We start from the raw sequence: 15,432 nt of genomic DNA, 5'->3' as shown, positions 1-15,432 counted from the left end.
ACCTGATTCTCTTTCGGAGACTTTGCCCCCATGCCATTCAAATCGCTCGATGAATTGCGCGCCGCCTGCCTCGACCTCCCGGCCGGCAGCGATGCCGCTGCCAATGCGGTCGCCCGTCGCCAGGACACGCTGACCAAGCCGCAAGGCAGCCTTGGCCGGCTGGAGACGATCGCCGCCTGGCTGGCGCGCTGGCAGGGCCGCGACATGCCAAAACTCGACCGCGTAAAAGTCTTCGTCTTCGCCGGCAACCATGGCGTCACCGCGCAAGGCGTGTCGGCCTATCCTTCTGAGGTCACCGTGCAGATGGTGGCGAATTTCGCCGGCGGCGGTGCCGCCATCAATCAGCTCGCCCGTATGGCTGGCGCCGAACTCGACGTCATTCCGCTCGATCTCGATCATCCGACCGGCGACTTCACACAAGTACCGGCGATGGACGACAAGGCATTTCTCGCGGCCGTCTCGGTCGGCTATGATGCCGTGACGAAAGACCTCGACCTGATCTGCTTCGGCGAGATGGGCATCGGCAACACCACGCCGGCCGCCGCCATTACGGCGGCGCTGTTCGGCGGTGGTGCTGAAAAATGGACCGGGCGCGGTACCGGCGTCGACGACGCCGGCTTGAAGCGCAAGGTGGTCGCCATCGAAGCCGGCCTGAAGCGCCATGCCTCCGCCCTTGCCGATCCGCTTGCTATCGCTGCCGCGCTCGGTGGCCGCGAACTCGCCGCCATCTTCGGCGCCACGCTGGCCGCCCGCCATCTGGGCATACCCGTGCTGCTCGACGGCTTCGTCTGCACCGCCGCCGTAGCTCCGCTGGCCAAGCTGCATCCTACCGGGCTCGCCCACACAATTGCCGCGCACGTTTCGGCAGAATCCGGCCACCGCGGCCTGCTCGAAGCCCTCGGCCTGCCGCCGTTGCTCGATCTCGGCATGCGGCTCGGTGAAGGTTCCGGCGCCTGCCTCGCCGTCAACATCGTCCGTTCGGCGCTGGAATGCCATGCCCGCATGGCGAGTTTTGCCGAGGCTGGTGTGTCGGAGAAGTAATCGTCAGTTTCCCTGCTCAAGACATACAAGCCATGGGAAAAGTAGCTCGCCGGTGTCTTCCAAAGGCCGGGTTTCTAAAATATATCTTGCAGATGAAGAAACTTCATCCTGCCGCAGCTGCAGTGTTTATCGCCGGGGCGGTCGCCGCTGTACTCCATCACAGCAGCTATTCAAGTCATGGCCCGATCGATACCGGCATTTTCGTTGTCTTCCTGGTCTTCTTCTGGTGGCTCATCAGCGATTTCTCAGGCGGGGAAAGTGGAGTTGATGTCAACGAAACTGCGAGCGCGAAAGAAAGTATTGCATTTCGATTCGGCAGGTTTCTGAGCCGCATTTCTCGACGCGGTTAGATCGCTCGAGGCCCACCATTGCTGGTTAAACATCGAGGCCAGACCATTGGCCCGAGACACGGTCAAACGCGTCTCGCTTTCAGGGTCTTCCACCAACTCTTCTAGGAATTTGGTGGGTGCGCACAGGATTGAACTGTGGACCCGCTGATTAAGAGTCAGCTGCTCTACCAACTGAGCTACGCACCCACTCGGCCGGCAAAAACCGGCGTTGGCGGGCATATAGCCGCCACCATCCGTCCTGTCCAGCCCTGCCGGAGTCATTTCCCGACAAATCGCTTTCAGCTCATCGCGATCAGACGAAAAGCCTGCCTTCCGCCACCTTGACGGCATTGCCGCCAATGCGCGCCGAGGCCAGTTTTCCGCCTTCCACGGTCAGTTCGAGGCGGATGCGCGATGGCCGGCCCATCTCCAGCCCCTGCTCGATCCACAGCTGCGAAACGCCGTCGGTCGGCGCGTCGAAATGCATGATGGCGCCGGCAAAGGCCGCCGCCGCCGAGCCGGTTGCCGGATCCTCATAGGACGGTGTGCCGGGCACGATCATGCGCACATGGAAGGCGCTCTCATGGTTCACCGTCTCGCGGCAATAGACATAGGGACTGGCGAAGGCCCAGTCGCTCTTGCGCGGCGCCAGTTCCGACCAGGCCTGGTTGTCCAGCCGGATTCGCCCCGCCGCCTCGAGATTGGCAACCGGAATGGTGACGTAGGGCACCCCAGCCGACCAGAACGCGACGCGGTGATTCTCGAAGCCGATCTCGTGCGGCGCCAGGCCAAGGGCAGCTCCAATCGCCTCCGGATCGGCCTCGAGCTTCAGCGGCTCCGGCAGCTTTGCCAGGTCGAACTCGGCAAAGGTCGCGCCATCGTGCTTGCTGACGGCGCAACGCACCGGGCCGATGTTTTCCTCCAGCACGAAGATGCCGGCGCCGCCCTCTTCCGCCAGTTCGGCCAGCGCGATCGCCGAACCGACTGTTGGGTGGCCAGCGAACGGCATTTCATAGTCGGGCGTGAAGATACGGATACGGTTTTTATGCTTGGGATTGTCCGGCGGCAGCACGAAAACCGATTCCGACAGGTTGAATTCGCGCGCGATGGCTTGCATCGCGGCCGTGTCCAACCCCTTGCTGTCCAGCACGACGGCCAAAGGATTGCCGGCCAGACGCTCGGTCGTAAACACATCGTAAAGCAAGTAATTCCGGGTTTTCATTCCTGCCTCAATCCCAACATGGGCGAAATTTAATTTGATATTTGAACCAGTAAGCCTGATCTGTGCACAGATAGGGACATTACGCATTATAGGGGTCCAGCGTGGACCAGATTGTCAATCTGCCAAAGACGGAATCGGATTCCGCCATCGAGACGGCGCTCGGGCTCGACAAGACGGGTCTGCGCAAGTCGCGCCGGCGCGGCTGGCTCTATGCGCTGCTGGCGCTGATCGTGCTCGCCGCCGGGCTTGGCGCCTATCAGTGGTATGCCGGCTCGCCGGCCAAGATTGATTACACCACAGTGCCTGCCGCCAAGGCCGACCTCACCGTCGCGGTGTCGGCGACCGGCACGCTGCAGCCGCTCACCCAGGTCGACATCTCCAGCCAGCTCTCCGGCATAATCCGTTCGGTGTCTGTCGAGGAGAACCAGCAGGTCAAGAAGGGCGACGTTCTGGCAGCCCTCGACACCGCCAAGCTGCAGGTCCAGATCGAACGCGCGGAGGCATCCGCAAAGGCAGCGGCCGCCAATGTCGAGGACGCCACGGTGACGCTCGCCGAAAACGAAAAGGCGCTTGTCCGCGCGGCGGCTTTGACCAAGCGCGGCATGGCGACCGACCAGTCGCTCGAAGCTACGACCGCGACCCGCGACCGTTCCAAGGCGGCACTCGACAGCGCCACCGCCAATCTCGCCATCGCCAATGCCGATCTGAAATCGCAGCAGACCGACCTTGCCAACAGCACCATCTATGCGCCGATCGACGGCATCGTGCTGACGCGCTCGGTCGATCCCGGCCAGACGGTCGCCTCTTCCCTGCAGGCGCCGGTACTGTTCATCATCGCCGCCGATCTCAGAAACATGGAACTGGTGGCGGCAGTCGACGAGGCCGACATCGGCGCGGTCAAGACAGGCCAGCATGCCCGCTTCACCGTCGATGCCTTCCCCGAGCGGCCGTTCGATGCCGAGATCCGCGACATCTCCTATGCCTCGGTCACCACCGACGGCGTCGTCACCTACAATGCGCGGCTTGAGGTCGACAATAACGAGCTGTTGCTGCGGCCCGGCATGACCGCCACCGTTTCGGTCGTCACAAAGCAGGCCAAGGGCGTGCTCACCGTGCCGGCCACAGCCTTCCGCTATCGGCCCACGGCGCCTGCCGCACGCGCGTGGAGCCTGAGCGACCTGTTCACCGGCCGCATGGGCCGCCCCGGCGGCAACCGCCAGCGCCAGGCCGCTACAGTGCCCACCGATGGCTCGCGCACGCTGTACGTGCTGGAGAACGGCCGTCCGCACCCGGTCAACGTCAAGATCGGTTCCACCGATGGCGAGCTGACCGAGATCATTTCGGGCCTGGATGAAGGCGCAGAGGTCATCACCGCGTCACAGCAGCGGAGCTGATACCGTGGCTGCGGGCGCGACCCTCATCACCTTCGACAAGGTCTGGAAAAGCTATGGCCAGGGCGAGGCCAAGGTGCATGCGCTGGCCGGCGTCGACCTTGCAATCCGCCGCGGTGAATTCGTCGCCATCATGGGGCCGTCCGGCTCCGGCAAGTCGACGGCGATGAACATCATCGGCTGCCTCGACACGCCGACGGCCGGAACCTATTCCTTCATGGGCATCGACGCCGGGCGGCTCGACCGCAACCGCCGCGCCATGCTGCGCAACCTCTATGTCGGCTTCGTCTTCCAGGGCTACAATCTGCTGGCCCGCACCACGGCGACCGAAAATGTCGAACTGCCGCTGATTTATCGTGGCGTCGCCGCCCGCGAACGCCGCGACCTTGCCATGCAGGCGTTGGCAGAGGTCGGCCTTGTCGGCCGCGAGCACCACACGCCGGCCGAACTGTCCGGCGGCCAGCAGCAGCGCGTGGCGATCGCGCGCGCCATCGTCACCCGCCCGACGCTACTCGTCGCCGACGAGCCGACCGGCAATCTCGACACCGCCCGCACGCACGAGATCATGGAGTTGCTGACCCGGCTGAACACCGAGCTTGGCCTGACCATCGCCATGGTGACGCATGAGGCAGACGTCGCCGGCTATGCCGAACGCACAATTCGCTTCCTCGACGGGCATGTCGCCTCCGACACCATGAAGATCGAGGTGGCACAACCATGATCTGGGAAACCGTCCGCCTCTCGCTCCGCTCGATCCGACGCAACGTGCTGCGCTCGTTCCTGACCTTGCTCGGCATCGTCATCGGCGTTGCCGCAGTCATTGCCATGCTCACCATCGGCTCCGGTACCACGCAAAAGGTCAAAGCCGACATCTCCAAGCTCGGCAGCAACCTTTTGGTGGTCCGCGCCGGCCGTCCGGCCGGCCCAGGCGCTCCGGGCGGGCTCGATCAGGCAGTGCGTCCGCTGGCTGAAAAAGACCTGGCGGCGCTCGTTGCGCACCTGACCGGCGCGCGCGCCATTTCGCCGGCCTCGCAGAAGCAGGTGCGCGTCATCTTCGGCACCGAGAGCCTGACTTCGGGTGTCACCGGCACCGACAGCGCCTATCTCGATGCGCGCGACTGGAAACTGGTGTCCGGCCGTCCGTTCAGCGATTCCGAAACCCGCTCGGGCACCGGCGTATGCCTGATCGGCGAGACGGTGCGCCAGCAATTCTTCGGCGCCGGCGATCCCGAAGGCGAGATCATCCGCGTCAACCGCACCTCCTGCAAGATCATCGGCCTGCTTGAACCCAAGGGCTATACCGGCTTCGGCCAGGACCAGGACAATGTCGTGCTGATGCCGCTGCATGCCTATCAGCGCCGCATCGCCGGCAACCGCGACATCGACAACATCTATATCGCCGCCGACGACCGCACACCGACCAGCGAATTGCAGCCGCGCGTCGAGGACATCTTGCGCGATGCGCGCCGCATCACGCCCGACCGCGAGAGCGATTTCGCCATCCGCGACATGACGCAGATCGCCGATGCCATGGCCAGCGCCACCACCACCATGACCGGCATGCTGGGTGCGGTCGCCGGCGTCAGCCTGCTGGTCGGCGGCATCGGCATCATGAACATCATGCTGGTCTCGGTCACCGAGCGCACCCGCGAGATCGGCATCAGGCTGGCCATCGGCGCGCATGAAAAGCACATCCTCATCCAGTTCCTTGTCGAGGCGACGGTGCTGTCGCTGCTCGGCGGCATCATCGGCATCTTGATCGGCCTGGCGCTGGCCGGCCTCGCCTCGGTGACGCTAACCATCCCCTTCGCGCCGAGCCCGGCGGTCATCCTGCTCGCTGTCGGCTTCTCGGCGCTGATCGGCATGGTGTTCGGCTTCTTCCCTGCCCTGCGCGGCGCCAGGCTCGATCCGATCGACGCGCTACGGCACGAATAGGGCAATCAAGTCGGAAACGCGTCCAGCGCTCCGATCCGGTTTTGCACAAGTCTTCGACGTTTCCACCTTGCCCCGCCACTGTCGCCGCACCGTTGGCGATGCTAGGGCAATTTACCTTGGGTGGAGGAATAGCCAATGAGCAAGAAGGCGCGACTGGGCCTGGCGATGGTCATCATCGAGGCAGCCCTTGCAGGCATCTGGTGGTATCTCGCCCGCTACGGCATGGCCAATCCCGACCGCGTCACATCGGATTTCCAGACAGTCGTCGGCCAGACGATGGGAATGGCGATGGGCGGCTTGCTGGGCATCGGCTTCATCCTGTTCCTCGTCGCCGCCCGCAACGATCGCAAGACAGCGCCGGACAAGACGCGCCGTTAGTCCTTGCCGGCAAAATGCCACTCGATCAGCGGCTTCATGTGCGGCGACAGCCCCTGCGGCAGGTCGGCGGCATGGCGGATGATCACCGGTCCCTCGATCTCCGGCTCGGTCTCGGTGGCGACGAAGGCTGAGATGCGCCGGGCGATCTCGTCGGCGGGCGCCGTCGCGTGGTAGCGGCGGAAGATCACCGTACCGCTGTTGGTCGACAGGGCGTGCCAGCGCTTGCCGCGTTCCGCACCTGACAGGTCGAGGCCGGTCTCCTCGCGCACCTCGCGGATCATGTTGAAATCGACATCGACCAGCCCGTCGCGAAAATCGAGCGGCTCGAACGAGCCGGCGGCGAAATAGACGCGCCCGGCATTGGCCGTGTGCGGTCCCATGCGGATCGCCACCAGCGCATTGTCGCCGGCGACCAGCATGGCATGCGCATAGGCGTGCTCGGCGCCCGAATTCTCGCGCCGTTTTCGCCACAGCATGAAAGTCGAGTAGTTGACCGCATGGCAGCGGCCGGCGAGACGGTTTTCGCGGTAGGCAAGTTGCGACAGCAACACCACCATGCCGTCGAACAGCGCCGGATTGGCAGCGATTTCGCGCTGCCAGTTCTCGGCGATGGCCTCTGCGTTGTTCAAGGCGAACGGATGCGGGTCAGGATCGAGCCGCACGTCGATAGCGTCGACCGGCAGGATGACATTGCGCGGCAGATCGAAACTCATATCGCTCAGGCCATGTCCAAGGTGATGGCCACCGGACAATGGTCCGATGCCTTCGGCCGGTCCCAGCCGGCGCGCGGAAAGCGTTCGACCTCCTGGCCTGGTGGGAAAACCGTGCGCCAGGGCTGGCCGTTGCGGATGATGTCGGGAACCGCCGTCGCGTTGCTGGCGGCGAGCCCCTTCGACAGCAGGATGTAGTCGAGCTGGCACAGATGCCGCTCTTCCGGTCCGCGTGTGTGATAAAAACTCCAGCGGTTCATCTCCGGCCGCCGCTCGACGACGTTTTCGCAGAAGCCGCCTTCCGTCAGCACATTGATGCAGGACTGGGCCTCGTCGACCACCTCGAAGCGGTAGCCGTCGATCGCGTCACCGGCCACCTTCACGCGCTGCCGGTAGTCGTTCATGTCGCCGCAGATCACCCAGCGTTTGTCCGCGGCATGGTCCTTGCCGAAGCGCTCCTCGATGATGCGCCGCACGGCCTGCGCCTCCGCGATGCGCACCGGCATCGTCGCCTCGCGCCCGTCGAGCCCGTTGCGGGGCGAGCCCATCGATTTGAAATGCACGAGGTAAAGCGTCAGCGGCACGCCGCCCACGGTGAGGTCTATTTCCAGGCAGTCGCGCCGGAAGATGCGCTCATTGGCCTGGTTGCCGAGTGCCGCCAGCTCCGGCGTGTGCAGCCCGAACTGTTCATAGGTCACGTAGGCGTGGCTGGTCATGCGCACGAATTCGATCGGCTGGCCTTGCGCGGTTTCGTTGCGCATCATCACGGCAACGTCGATGCCGCGCGAATCATTGCCTGATGTGGTGAATTTCTGTCGGTAGCCCTGCCCCACCATCTTGAACAGATAGCCGTATTCGAAGGCCTTCAGCGCCTCGATATTGTCGACCTCCTGCATGCAGATGATATCGGCGCGTGTGGCAGCGATCGCCAGCGCCGTCAGCTGGCGCGTGTCATCGGACTGCGCGATGGCGCGGGCCTGCTCCAGCATCTTGTATTCCGCCTCGCTCTGGATGTCGAACAGCGCCAGCGTTCGATCCTCGTTGAGCTGGTTGCGGTAGCCGGAAAAATCGAACCTGTTCATCAGGTTCTCGACATTGAAGGTGGCAAGGCGCAGCGACATGCCATGACCTTTGCCCGCAAGTGCTGCAGAAAACAAGGTCGCAGGACCACCAGCGGAGATCGGTTGGTCCTCAGGCATTCGCGCCATGGTTGACGGAACCTTTCCGTTCATCCGCCGTTCAGATGCAAACATCCATTATTGCCCCATTCCTCGGGTGGGCGTGGGGCCTGTACCTCTTGGAGAGTGCAATGAATTCGCTCTTTTCTTCCACGGTAAAATCCGGGCTTATAGCCCTCGGTATCCTCTCCGGCGTCACGGCACCGTCCGCCGCCGGACCGATCATGCAGCCGAACCTGTCGATTCCCACCAGCACGGCGGCGCCGGCAGTCACCCCGGTCCGCGAGGAATGGGCGGGCGGCAATGACCGGCGGTTCAGCGGCGACAATTGGAGATGGCGCCGCCATGACGGGCGTCGCAACTGGAACCGCGATAACTGGGGCGGCGGCCACTGGAACCGCGGCAACTGGAATGGTGGAGACAACTGGCGTTGGCGCCATGGTCGCCATCACTATCGCGGCGGCCGTTACTACGATGATGGAGCGGCCGCACTCCTGGGCCTTGGGCTGGGGCTTGGCATCGGCAGCATGTACAACAACTACAACTACTATGACAGGCCGGCGCCGCGCCGCTATTACCGCGCAGGACGGCTTTCGAGCGCCCATGTCCAGTGGTGCTACAACCGCTACCGGTCATATCGCGCCTGGGACAACACGTTCCAGCCTTATAACGGCCCGCGTCAGCAGTGCTACTCGCCCTATTGATGAGCTGGCCTGAGTTGATTGATAAATAATGAAACGGCGCCATGTGGCGCCGTTTTTGATGGTGTTCGAGGCCTTCGAACGTATGGATTTCGCTTAGTTCTTGGCCTTGTCGACCAGCTTGTTCTTCGAAATCCCCTCGCGCGCCCGCAGGGCGAAGCCCGAGGACGCGCAAAGAAAAAGAGCCTGGATTTCGCTCAGTTCTTGGCCTTGTCGACCAGCTTGTTCTTCGAAATCCACGGCATCATCGCGCGCAGCTTGGCGCCGACTTCCTCGATCTGGTGGCTGTCATTGTTGCGGCGGATGCCCTTGAAACGGGACATGCCGGCGCGGTATTCCTGCATCCACTCCGAGGTGAATTTTCCCGTCTGGATGTCCTTCAGCACGCGCTTCATCTCGGCCTTGGTCTCGGCGGTGATGATGCGAGGGCCCGAGACGTACTCGCCCCATTCGGCGGTGTTCGAGATCGAGTAGTTCATGTTGGCGATGCCGCCTTCATAGATCAGGTCGACGATCAGCTTGACCTCGTGCAGGCACTCGAAATAGGCCATCTCGGGCGCATAGCCGGCTTCCACCAGCGTCTCGAAGCCGGCGCGGATCAGTTCGACCAGGCCGCCGCACAGCACGACCTGCTCGCCGAACAGATCGGTCTCGCATTCCTCGCGGAAATTGGTCTCGATGATGCCCGAACGGCCGCCGCCGACGCCGCAGGCGTAGGACAAAGCCAGATCGAGCGCATTGCCTGAAGCGTCCTGGTTGACGGCGACCAGGCACGGCACGCCGCCGCCCTTCTGGTACTCGCCGCGCACTGTGTGGCCGGGGCCCTTCGGCGCGATCATCACCACGTCGACCGTCGACTTCGGCTCGATCAGGCCGAAATGCACGTTGAGCCCATGCGCGAAGGCGATTGCGGCACCATCGCGGATGTTCGGCGCGATCTCGTTCTTGTAGATGTCGGCCTGCAGTTCGTCCGGCGTCGCCATCATCATCAGGTCGGCCCATTTGGCGGCGTCCGCCACGCTCATCACCTTGAGCCCATCGGCCTCGACCTTCTTGGCGGTCGCCGAGCCGGCCTTCAGGCCGATGGCAATCTCCTTGGCGCCGGAATCCTTGAGGTTGAGCGCATGCGCCCTGCCCTGGCTGCCATAGCCGATGATGGCGACCTTCTTGCCCTTGATCAGATTGAGATCGGCATCACGATCGTAATAGACACGCATTTTTTCTTCCTTCCCGTTTTGAAGATCAGGGGCCTTGTAGCCCGGTTTTTGCTCCGAAAAGAGCGAGAAACTGCTGCGTCGCCCGCACGGCATCGCCGCCGATCGCCGCCTCAGTCAATTCCAGCCGGTCGCCGAGCAGCAGACGTATCTGCACATCGCGGGCGACCAGCCCGAAAAAAGTGCGGAACGCCGTCTCGGCATCCGCAAAGTCGAGCAGCCCGGCCTGCCGGCCGGCCTCAAGCATCGGCTTCAGCCGTTTGGCCAGTGCGAAGCGGCCATTCTCCAGCACCACGGCGCCGAGATCGTCCTTGCCCGATCCTGCATGGCCGACCGCAACCCGGTTGAGCGCGATCGAGGTGTCGCTTGAAATCACCTTCAGCCAGTCCGAGGCGAAGCGTTCGAGGCTTGCCGTCAGCGAGGCAAGGTCGAGCCCCTTGCCGTCGACCTGCGCCACCCGCACTTTCGAGGCTTGCCATTGCACTGTCGCCGTCAGCAGCCCATCACGATCGCCGAACCATTTGTAGAGCGTTTCCTTGGAGCAGCTCGCACGGCGCGCCACGGCGGTCATGGTCAGCTGATCGCCCTCCTCGACCAGCAGCCGCAACGCTGCGTCGAGCACGGCCTTCTGCCGCTCTGTCAGCGCTTCGCTGGTATCGATCTCGGACACGCTGTGCAACACGCTCTTCTCTCGGCAGGCAAGGCCGGCCGGTTATCCCCGACAAGCCGTACCGTACGTTACGGTTCGCCTGATCTATGGCGTATTGTTTTGAGCCTTGCAAGCCCTATTTCTTTCTGGACGGCATCAGCGCCGGACGACTTGCGCGGGAAAGAAGATGCTGATCGGATTGCTCGCCTTGATGATTGCTGCCGCATTCTCTGGCGCCGCGATCTATGTCAGCGTCGCCGAGCAACCGGCGCGGCTTCGTCTCGATGACAAGGCGCTGCTGCAGGAATGGCAGCCTTCCTACAAACGCGGCGCCGCCATGCAGGCGTCCATTGCTGTCGTCGCCTGCGTTCTCGGTCTGATTGCCTAGTGGCAGGCCGGCGGTCTCGCCTTTCTGGTTGGCGCGGTGTTGATCATCCTGCCCTGGCCGTGGACGCTGATCGCCATGATGTCGACCAACAGGGTGCTGGAGGCGATGGACGCAGGCGCCGCCAATCCGCAAGCCAGGTCCCTGATCGTCAAATGGGGCAATCTGCATCTGGTTCGCACCGCACTTGGCGTGCTGGCGACGCTGGCGTTTCTCTGGGGCAGCCATCTGGCCTGACCTCGCCAGGCCGGCTCGGTGCCATGGCGTCAGTCCACGACGGGCGGATGACGTAACTGTCCGAGCAGTGCCGAGACCATGATCAACTCATCTCCCGAGAGTTTGGCGCCGACCAGTTCGGCGATCGACCGTCCGTAGACAGCCCACATCTGGCGCCGCGTCTCGCGGCCCTTGGGAGTGATGCGGATGGTCTGGCCGCGGCCGTCATCGGCCACCGGCAGCTTCTCCACAAGCCCATCGGCCTCGAGCCGCGCCAGCAGCCGGGAGATATTGTATTGCGCAAACAGTGTGCGCTCGATCAGCTGAAACGGCCGCAGCCCGCCCTCGCCCGCCTCGGCGAGCTCATGCAGCACGTCGTACCAGGCAAGCGGCGGCAGGCCAGCGGCCTTCAACGCCTCTTCAGCGCTTTCCATCAGCTGGCGCGAAACGCGCATCAGGCGGGCCCAGGCCTTGATGGCTTCGGGCGAAGGCGCGGCTTTCTCGGTCATGGCCCAGCATAGGCAATAGATGCAATTGCATCAAGCTTGACGATCAATGCATATGCATCTACATAGATGCAATTGCATTAACTATGGAAAACCATTCCTATGAAACACGAAACCTGCAAACTCGCCGACATTGGAGCGAGTGAGATGCCCGACAAGCTCATTCTCGTTAGCCACCATCTCTGCCCCTATGTTCAGCGCGCCGCGATTTCACTGACCGAAAAGGGCGTGCCGTTCGAGCGCATCGATATCGACCTCGCCAACAAGCCGGACTGGTTCAAGGCAATCTCGCCGCTCGGCAAGGTGCCGCTGCTGCGCGTGCAGCGAAATGGCGAGGAAACGGTGATCTTCGAGTCGGCTGTCATCCTCGAATTCCTCGAAGAGACGCAGGCCAACCCCCTCCACCCAGCCGACCCCTATGCCCGCGCCCGACACCGTGCCTGGATCGAGTTCGGCTCGGCAACCCTCAACGCCATCGGCCGGTTCTATTCAGCCTCGAGCGAGGCCGGTTTCCTGGCCGAATCCAGCGCGCTGTCCGCCATGTTCGATCGTCTCGAAGCCGAGTTGGCGGACGAGCCTGGCGGACCCTGGTTCGCCGCCGAGCACTTTTCGCTGGTCGACGCCGTTTACGGTCCGGTCTTCCGCTATCTGGACGCCTTCGACAAGATCGGCGATTTCGGTATCCTGGAGGGCAAGCCGCTCGTCCGGGCCTGGCGCAAGGCATTGAGTGAACGGGCGTCGATCAAGCACGCCGTGGCACCGGACTACCCGCAAGGCCTGCATGCCTTCCTGCAAGCGAAGGGATCATACCTCTCGAGCCTCATCCGCAGAAGCGATCCGACCACTTCGCCTCTGCAAGCCCGATCCGCCTGAACGGATCGATTACGGTTCCGGCCACCATCGAGGCGAGGAACTGCGGCGCCGGTGGGATCTTTGCCACCGTCGCCACCAGCCTGTCGCGGATGAAGGGCAGTGCTATCGAATCCGACTGATAGAACGGTGTGAAAGCCAGCGACAGCGCCTGGAAGACGCGGACATGCCAGCGCCGCGCCTTCGCATAGGCTTCTAGTGCCGCTTCGACACTCGCCATTCGTGCCAACGCATGGCTGAGCGCCGCGGCGTCAAGCAGCGCCATATTCGCCCCTTGCCCCAGTTGCGGGCTGGTCGAATGCGCCGCGTCGCCGATGATGGCCAACCGCCGGCCAGCGGGCAGCTTCATCGTGTGGTGGCCGTAGCGCGCCAGTGAGAGCTGGTCGAAATCCCCGATCTGGCTTGTGTACGCCTCGCATTCGGGCCACAGCGCGACCAGTCGTTCCTTCCAGGCGTCGAGACCCACTGCCCGCACCCGCTCGACATCGGCAGGTTTGAGGCTCCAGAAGAATGCCGCCATCCTTTCAGCGCCCGGCTCCGGCCGGCCGATCGGCAGCACGCCGATCATCACGCTCGCTTTGTCGTAGCGTTGCAGCAGCGCGTGCTCGTCGAAATCTTCACCACGCCAGGTGAGCGAGGCCCAGAACGCGCCATAAATGAGTGGGCGCGGCTCGCTTGGGGTGCCGACGCTCCGTCGCAGTTTCGAGCGCGAGCCGCTGGCGTCGACGACCAGATCGAAAGGCCCCGTTCTTCGTCCGTTGCCACAGGTCAGCGTTGCCCGTTCGCCTGTCTCCAGAGCCTCGATCTCGACGCCGGTTTCGATGGCGATCTTCTCGCGCTGAGCGGCGCGATAAAGCACGCCGAATAGGGCCGCCCGGTGCACCGCCAGCCCGAAGCGGCCACCGCGTTGCGCATCATAGCGGACATCGAGCACGGTGCGCCCGGTGCTGGCATCGGCGCCGTGCAGGCGATCGATGCGGCTGCCCAGTGCAAGGATATCGTCGAGCAGTCCAAGATCGGCCAAAACCGTCAGCCCGGTCGGCTGCAGGATCAGCCCGGAGCCGACCGGCTTCGGCTCCTCGAAGCGCTCGAAGACGGTGACCCGATGCCCGGCACGCTTGAGGTACAGCGCCATGGCCAGCCCCGCCGGGCCGGCGCCGGCAATTGCGATATCGTAGGAAATGTCGATGCCCCAAGCCTGATTGGCGAGGACAATCCTTCAGCCGCCGGGCGAAATCAAGCCGCGGCGCCGTCCAGAGGCTTACGCCTGGGCGGTATCAAAATCGGCGCGCGCTGTCCGCACCGCATCGTGGTTGAGTTCGGCCCACAGAATCAATTGATGAAAGGCGCCGAACATCGAGCGCCCGAGATCGGTCAGGCTGTATTCAACACTCGGTGGTTTGGTCGGGAACACCTCACGATGGACATAGCCATCGCGCTGCAAATCGTGCAGCGTCTGGGTCAGCATGCGCTGCGAAATATCGGGCACCAGGCGCCTCAACTCGCCGAATCGATAAGGTCTTTCAGCCAGCGCCATCATCAGCAGCGATCTCCATTTGCCGCTGACGCCCTGGATGACATCGCGAACCGGACAATTGGCGAAATTGCCGTCCCCGCTCATCGCCTTATAGATCTCCATCTTCGATTTCAGATTGATGACCTTGCCGTCCATGGCTGGTTCCCTGCCTGTGCCTACCTCCCGAAAAACTGCCTCCTTTACGGCGGTGGGTCAATTCCTATTTTAGTGCTGGTCTCTTTTCGAGACTACCACTCGAACCGCCCTTGCGGCGCAACGTCAGGATCCCCCATGACCGAAACCCTTCTCGTCACCGGCGCCTCCGGCCAGCTTGGCCGCGGTGTCATCCACTATCTCTTGGACACGCACAAAGTTCCGCCGGCAAGGATCATCGCCACCACACGCAATCCAGAAAACGTGGCCGATTTGGCGGCGCGCGGCGTTGTCGTCAGGGCCGCCGATTTCAACGACGCGGCCTCGCTGGAAACCGCATTCAAGGGCACCGACAAGGTGCTGATCATTTCGACCGGCGATCTCGATCTCAAAAGCGGCAAGCGCCTGAAGCAGCACGAAAATGCAGTCGCAGCGGCCAAGAACGCTGGCATTTCGCATCTGCTCTACACCTCGATGCCCAATCCGGAGCCGGTGTCGCCGGTCCTGTTTGCCGGCGACCACTACAGCACCGAGCAGGCGATCAAGGCGAGCGGCATCCCCTACACGATCTTCCGCAACGGCTGGTACCAGGAGAACCTGTTCATGGCACTGCCGCACGCGATCGCCTCGGGACACTGGTATACGTCCGCCGGCGAAGGCCGCATTGCGCACGGCGCACGCGATGACATGGCCGCGGCGATCGCCGCCGGTCTCGCTGGCGCCTCAAACGAAAGCAAGACCTACACGTTGACCGGCCCCCATGCCTACACCACGGCCGAGATCGCCGCCCTGGTAAGCGAGGTCACCGGCAAGCCGCTCAATGTCGTGCAGGTTCCGGATGAAGCTTTGACAGAAGGGGTGAAGGCATCAGGCGTTCCCGAGGATTTCGCTGACGTCGTCGTGTCCTTCGACGTCAACACGCGCTCCGGCCGCATCGCCATGGTGACCGACGCGATCGAGACGCTTTCCGGCCGAAAGCCGAAAACGCTGAAGCAGTTCCTCGAGGCGAACAAGACAGCGCTGGCAGGCTGAAGCGGC

At 63.3% G+C, this 15,432-nt stretch carries 17 protein-coding genes, 1 tRNA gene and 1 pseudogene; 10 read left to right on the top strand and 9 right to left on the bottom strand.

The annotated features are described in order from the left end of the window. The first annotated feature begins 30 nt into the window (after positions 1-30). Positions 31-1,041, top strand: coding sequence for a nicotinate-nucleotide--dimethylbenzimidazole phosphoribosyltransferase (cobT, locus tag NKI38_RS14425; RefSeq protein WP_352658607.1), 1,011 nt, complete (start codon positions 31-33; stop codon positions 1,039-1,041). A gap of 32 nt (positions 1,042-1,073) precedes the next feature. Beyond that, positions 1,074-1,391 carry a hypothetical protein gene (locus tag NKI38_RS14420; RefSeq protein WP_352658605.1) on the top strand — a complete coding sequence of 106 codons (318 nt, stop codon included), beginning with the start codon at positions 1,074-1,076 and terminating at the stop codon, positions 1,389-1,391. A 110-nt stretch (positions 1,392-1,501) separates the two neighbouring features. Here the strand turns inward: NKI38_RS14420 and NKI38_RS14415 are convergent. After that, positions 1,502-1,577 (bottom strand) — tRNA-Lys (locus NKI38_RS14415). Between the two features lie 106 nt (positions 1,578-1,683). Further along, positions 1,684-2,592, bottom strand: coding sequence for a PhzF family phenazine biosynthesis protein (locus NKI38_RS14410; protein ID WP_352658603.1), 909 nt, complete (start codon positions 2,590-2,592; stop codon positions 1,684-1,686). Between the two features lie 101 nt (positions 2,593-2,693). On the opposite strand from NKI38_RS14410, the gene NKI38_RS14405 reads away from it, so the two are divergent. From NKI38_RS14405 to NKI38_RS14390, 4 genes are all read left to right on the top strand, one after another. Further along, positions 2,694-3,986 (top strand): efflux RND transporter periplasmic adaptor subunit, encoded by a 1,293-nt coding sequence (locus NKI38_RS14405; RefSeq protein WP_352658601.1) that lies wholly within the window; start codon positions 2,694-2,696, stop codon positions 3,984-3,986. A gap of 4 nt (positions 3,987-3,990) precedes the next feature. Further along, a complete protein-coding gene (locus NKI38_RS14400; protein ID WP_352658599.1) occupies positions 3,991-4,704 on the top strand; it encodes an ABC transporter ATP-binding protein in 714 nt (237 codons plus the stop codon). Further along, complete coding sequence (locus NKI38_RS14395; RefSeq protein ID WP_352658597.1) at positions 4,701-5,918, top strand: ABC transporter permease; 1,218 nt, start codon at positions 4,701-4,703, stop codon at positions 5,916-5,918. The genes NKI38_RS14400 and NKI38_RS14395 overlap by 4 nt, the downstream gene beginning before the upstream one ends. 135 nt (positions 5,919-6,053) lie before the next feature. Next, complete coding sequence (locus tag NKI38_RS14390; RefSeq protein WP_352658595.1) at positions 6,054-6,296, top strand: hypothetical protein; 243 nt, start codon at positions 6,054-6,056, stop codon at positions 6,294-6,296. Here the strand turns inward: NKI38_RS14390 and NKI38_RS14385 are convergent. Further along, complete coding sequence (locus tag NKI38_RS14385; protein WP_352658593.1) at positions 6,293-7,009, bottom strand: hypothetical protein; 717 nt, start codon at positions 7,007-7,009, stop codon at positions 6,293-6,295. The genes NKI38_RS14390 and NKI38_RS14385 overlap by 4 nt on opposite strands. Before the next feature lie 5 nt (positions 7,010-7,014). Then, positions 7,015-8,127, bottom strand: coding sequence for an endonuclease/exonuclease/phosphatase family protein (locus NKI38_RS14380; protein WP_352658591.1), 1,113 nt, complete (start codon positions 8,125-8,127; stop codon positions 7,015-7,017). Between the two features lie 188 nt (positions 8,128-8,315). Between NKI38_RS14380 and NKI38_RS14375 the strand changes: the two genes are divergently transcribed. Beyond that, entirely contained in the window at positions 8,316-8,888 is a 573-nt protein-coding gene (locus tag NKI38_RS14375) for a BA14K family protein (RefSeq protein ID WP_352658589.1), read from the top strand. A gap of 194 nt (positions 8,889-9,082) precedes the next feature. Here the strand turns inward: NKI38_RS14375 and ilvC are convergent, their stop codons facing one another. Next, a complete protein-coding gene (ilvC, locus tag NKI38_RS14370) occupies positions 9,083-10,102 on the bottom strand; it encodes a ketol-acid reductoisomerase (protein WP_013531065.1) in 1,020 nt (339 codons plus the stop codon). Positions 10,103-10,127: 25 nt separating this feature from the next. Next, positions 10,128-10,781 (bottom strand): TetR/AcrR family transcriptional regulator, encoded by a 654-nt coding sequence (locus NKI38_RS14365; protein WP_352658587.1) that lies wholly within the window; start codon positions 10,779-10,781, stop codon positions 10,128-10,130. Positions 10,782-10,935: 154 nt separating this feature from the next. Here NKI38_RS14365 and NKI38_RS14360 point away from each other — a divergent pair. Beyond that, a pseudogene (locus NKI38_RS14360) lies at positions 10,936-11,370 on the top strand (anthrone oxygenase family protein). 29 nt (positions 11,371-11,399) lie between these two features. On the opposite strand, the gene NKI38_RS14355 reads toward NKI38_RS14360, so the two are convergent. Next, on the bottom strand, positions 11,400-11,858 hold the full coding sequence (locus NKI38_RS14355) for a MarR family winged helix-turn-helix transcriptional regulator (RefSeq protein WP_352658585.1): 459 nt from the start codon (positions 11,856-11,858) through the stop codon (positions 11,400-11,402). A gap of 144 nt (positions 11,859-12,002) precedes the next feature. Here NKI38_RS14355 and NKI38_RS14350 point away from each other — a divergent pair, with 144 nt between their 5' ends. Beyond that, on the top strand, positions 12,003-12,728 hold the full coding sequence (locus NKI38_RS14350; RefSeq protein ID WP_352658700.1) for a glutathione S-transferase family protein: 726 nt from the start codon (positions 12,003-12,005) through the stop codon (positions 12,726-12,728). Here NKI38_RS14350 and NKI38_RS14345 read toward each other — a convergent pair. Then, the gene (locus NKI38_RS14345) at positions 12,676-13,860 is read right to left on the bottom strand and encodes an FAD-dependent oxidoreductase (RefSeq protein WP_352658583.1); all 1,185 of its coding nucleotides are present in this window, start codon (positions 13,858-13,860) and stop codon (positions 12,676-12,678) included. The two genes, NKI38_RS14350 and NKI38_RS14345, sit on opposite strands and share 53 nt — an antisense overlap. Positions 13,861-13,986: 126 nt before the next feature. Continuing rightward, positions 13,987-14,397, bottom strand: coding sequence for a winged helix-turn-helix transcriptional regulator (locus tag NKI38_RS14340; protein ID WP_352658581.1), 411 nt, complete (start codon positions 14,395-14,397; stop codon positions 13,987-13,989). 135 nt (positions 14,398-14,532) lie between these two features. Between NKI38_RS14340 and NKI38_RS14335 the strand changes: the two genes are divergently transcribed. Beyond that, positions 14,533-15,426, top strand: coding sequence for an SDR family oxidoreductase (locus NKI38_RS14335; protein ID WP_352658579.1), 894 nt, complete (start codon positions 14,533-14,535; stop codon positions 15,424-15,426). Positions 15,427-15,432 lie beyond the last annotated feature (6 nt).

The sequence above is a fragment of the Mesorhizobium sp. M0621 genome, assembly GCF_040320745.1.
GTDB lineage: Bacteria > Pseudomonadota > Alphaproteobacteria > Rhizobiales > Rhizobiaceae > Mesorhizobium.
Note: the sequence above shows the minus strand (reverse complement) of the source record. Positions and strands in the feature narration are given on the sequence as shown.

Excerpts from the sequence above, each read along its gene's own strand:
- cobT (WP_352658607.1), top strand. The coding sequence starts at position 31 with ATGCCATTCAAATCGCTCGATGAATTGCGCGCCGCCTGCCTCGACCTC.
- NKI38_RS14420 (WP_352658605.1), top strand. The coding sequence starts at position 1,074 with ATGGGAAAAGTAGCTCGCCGGTGTCTTCCAAAGGCCGGGTTTCTAAAA.
- NKI38_RS14410 (WP_352658603.1), bottom strand. The coding sequence starts at position 2,592 with ATGAAAACCCGGAATTACTTGCTTTACGATGTGTTTACGACCGAGCGT.
- NKI38_RS14395 (WP_352658597.1), top strand. The coding sequence starts at position 4,701 with ATGATCTGGGAAACCGTCCGCCTCTCGCTCCGCTCGATCCGACGCAAC.
- NKI38_RS14390 (WP_352658595.1), top strand. The coding sequence starts at position 6,054 with ATGAGCAAGAAGGCGCGACTGGGCCTGGCGATGGTCATCATCGAGGCA.
- NKI38_RS14385 (WP_352658593.1), bottom strand. The coding sequence starts at position 7,009 with ATGAGTTTCGATCTGCCGCGCAATGTCATCCTGCCGGTCGACGCTATC.
- NKI38_RS14380 (WP_352658591.1), bottom strand. The coding sequence starts at position 8,127 with ATGTCGCTGCGCCTTGCCACCTTCAATGTCGAGAACCTGATGAACAGG.
- NKI38_RS14375 (WP_352658589.1), top strand. The coding sequence starts at position 8,316 with ATGAATTCGCTCTTTTCTTCCACGGTAAAATCCGGGCTTATAGCCCTC.
- ilvC (WP_013531065.1), bottom strand. The coding sequence starts at position 10,102 with ATGCGTGTCTATTACGATCGTGATGCCGATCTCAATCTGATCAAGGGC.
- NKI38_RS14355 (WP_352658585.1), bottom strand. The coding sequence starts at position 11,858 with ATGACCGAGAAAGCCGCGCCTTCGCCCGAAGCCATCAAGGCCTGGGCC.
- NKI38_RS14350 (WP_352658700.1), top strand. The coding sequence starts at position 12,003 with ATGCCCGACAAGCTCATTCTCGTTAGCCACCATCTCTGCCCCTATGTT.
- NKI38_RS14345 (WP_352658583.1), bottom strand. The coding sequence starts at position 13,860 with ATGGCGCTGTACCTCAAGCGTGCCGGGCATCGGGTCACCGTCTTCGAG.
- NKI38_RS14340 (WP_352658581.1), bottom strand. The coding sequence starts at position 14,397 with ATGGACGGCAAGGTCATCAATCTGAAATCGAAGATGGAGATCTATAAG.
- NKI38_RS14335 (WP_352658579.1), top strand. The coding sequence starts at position 14,533 with ATGACCGAAACCCTTCTCGTCACCGGCGCCTCCGGCCAGCTTGGCCGC.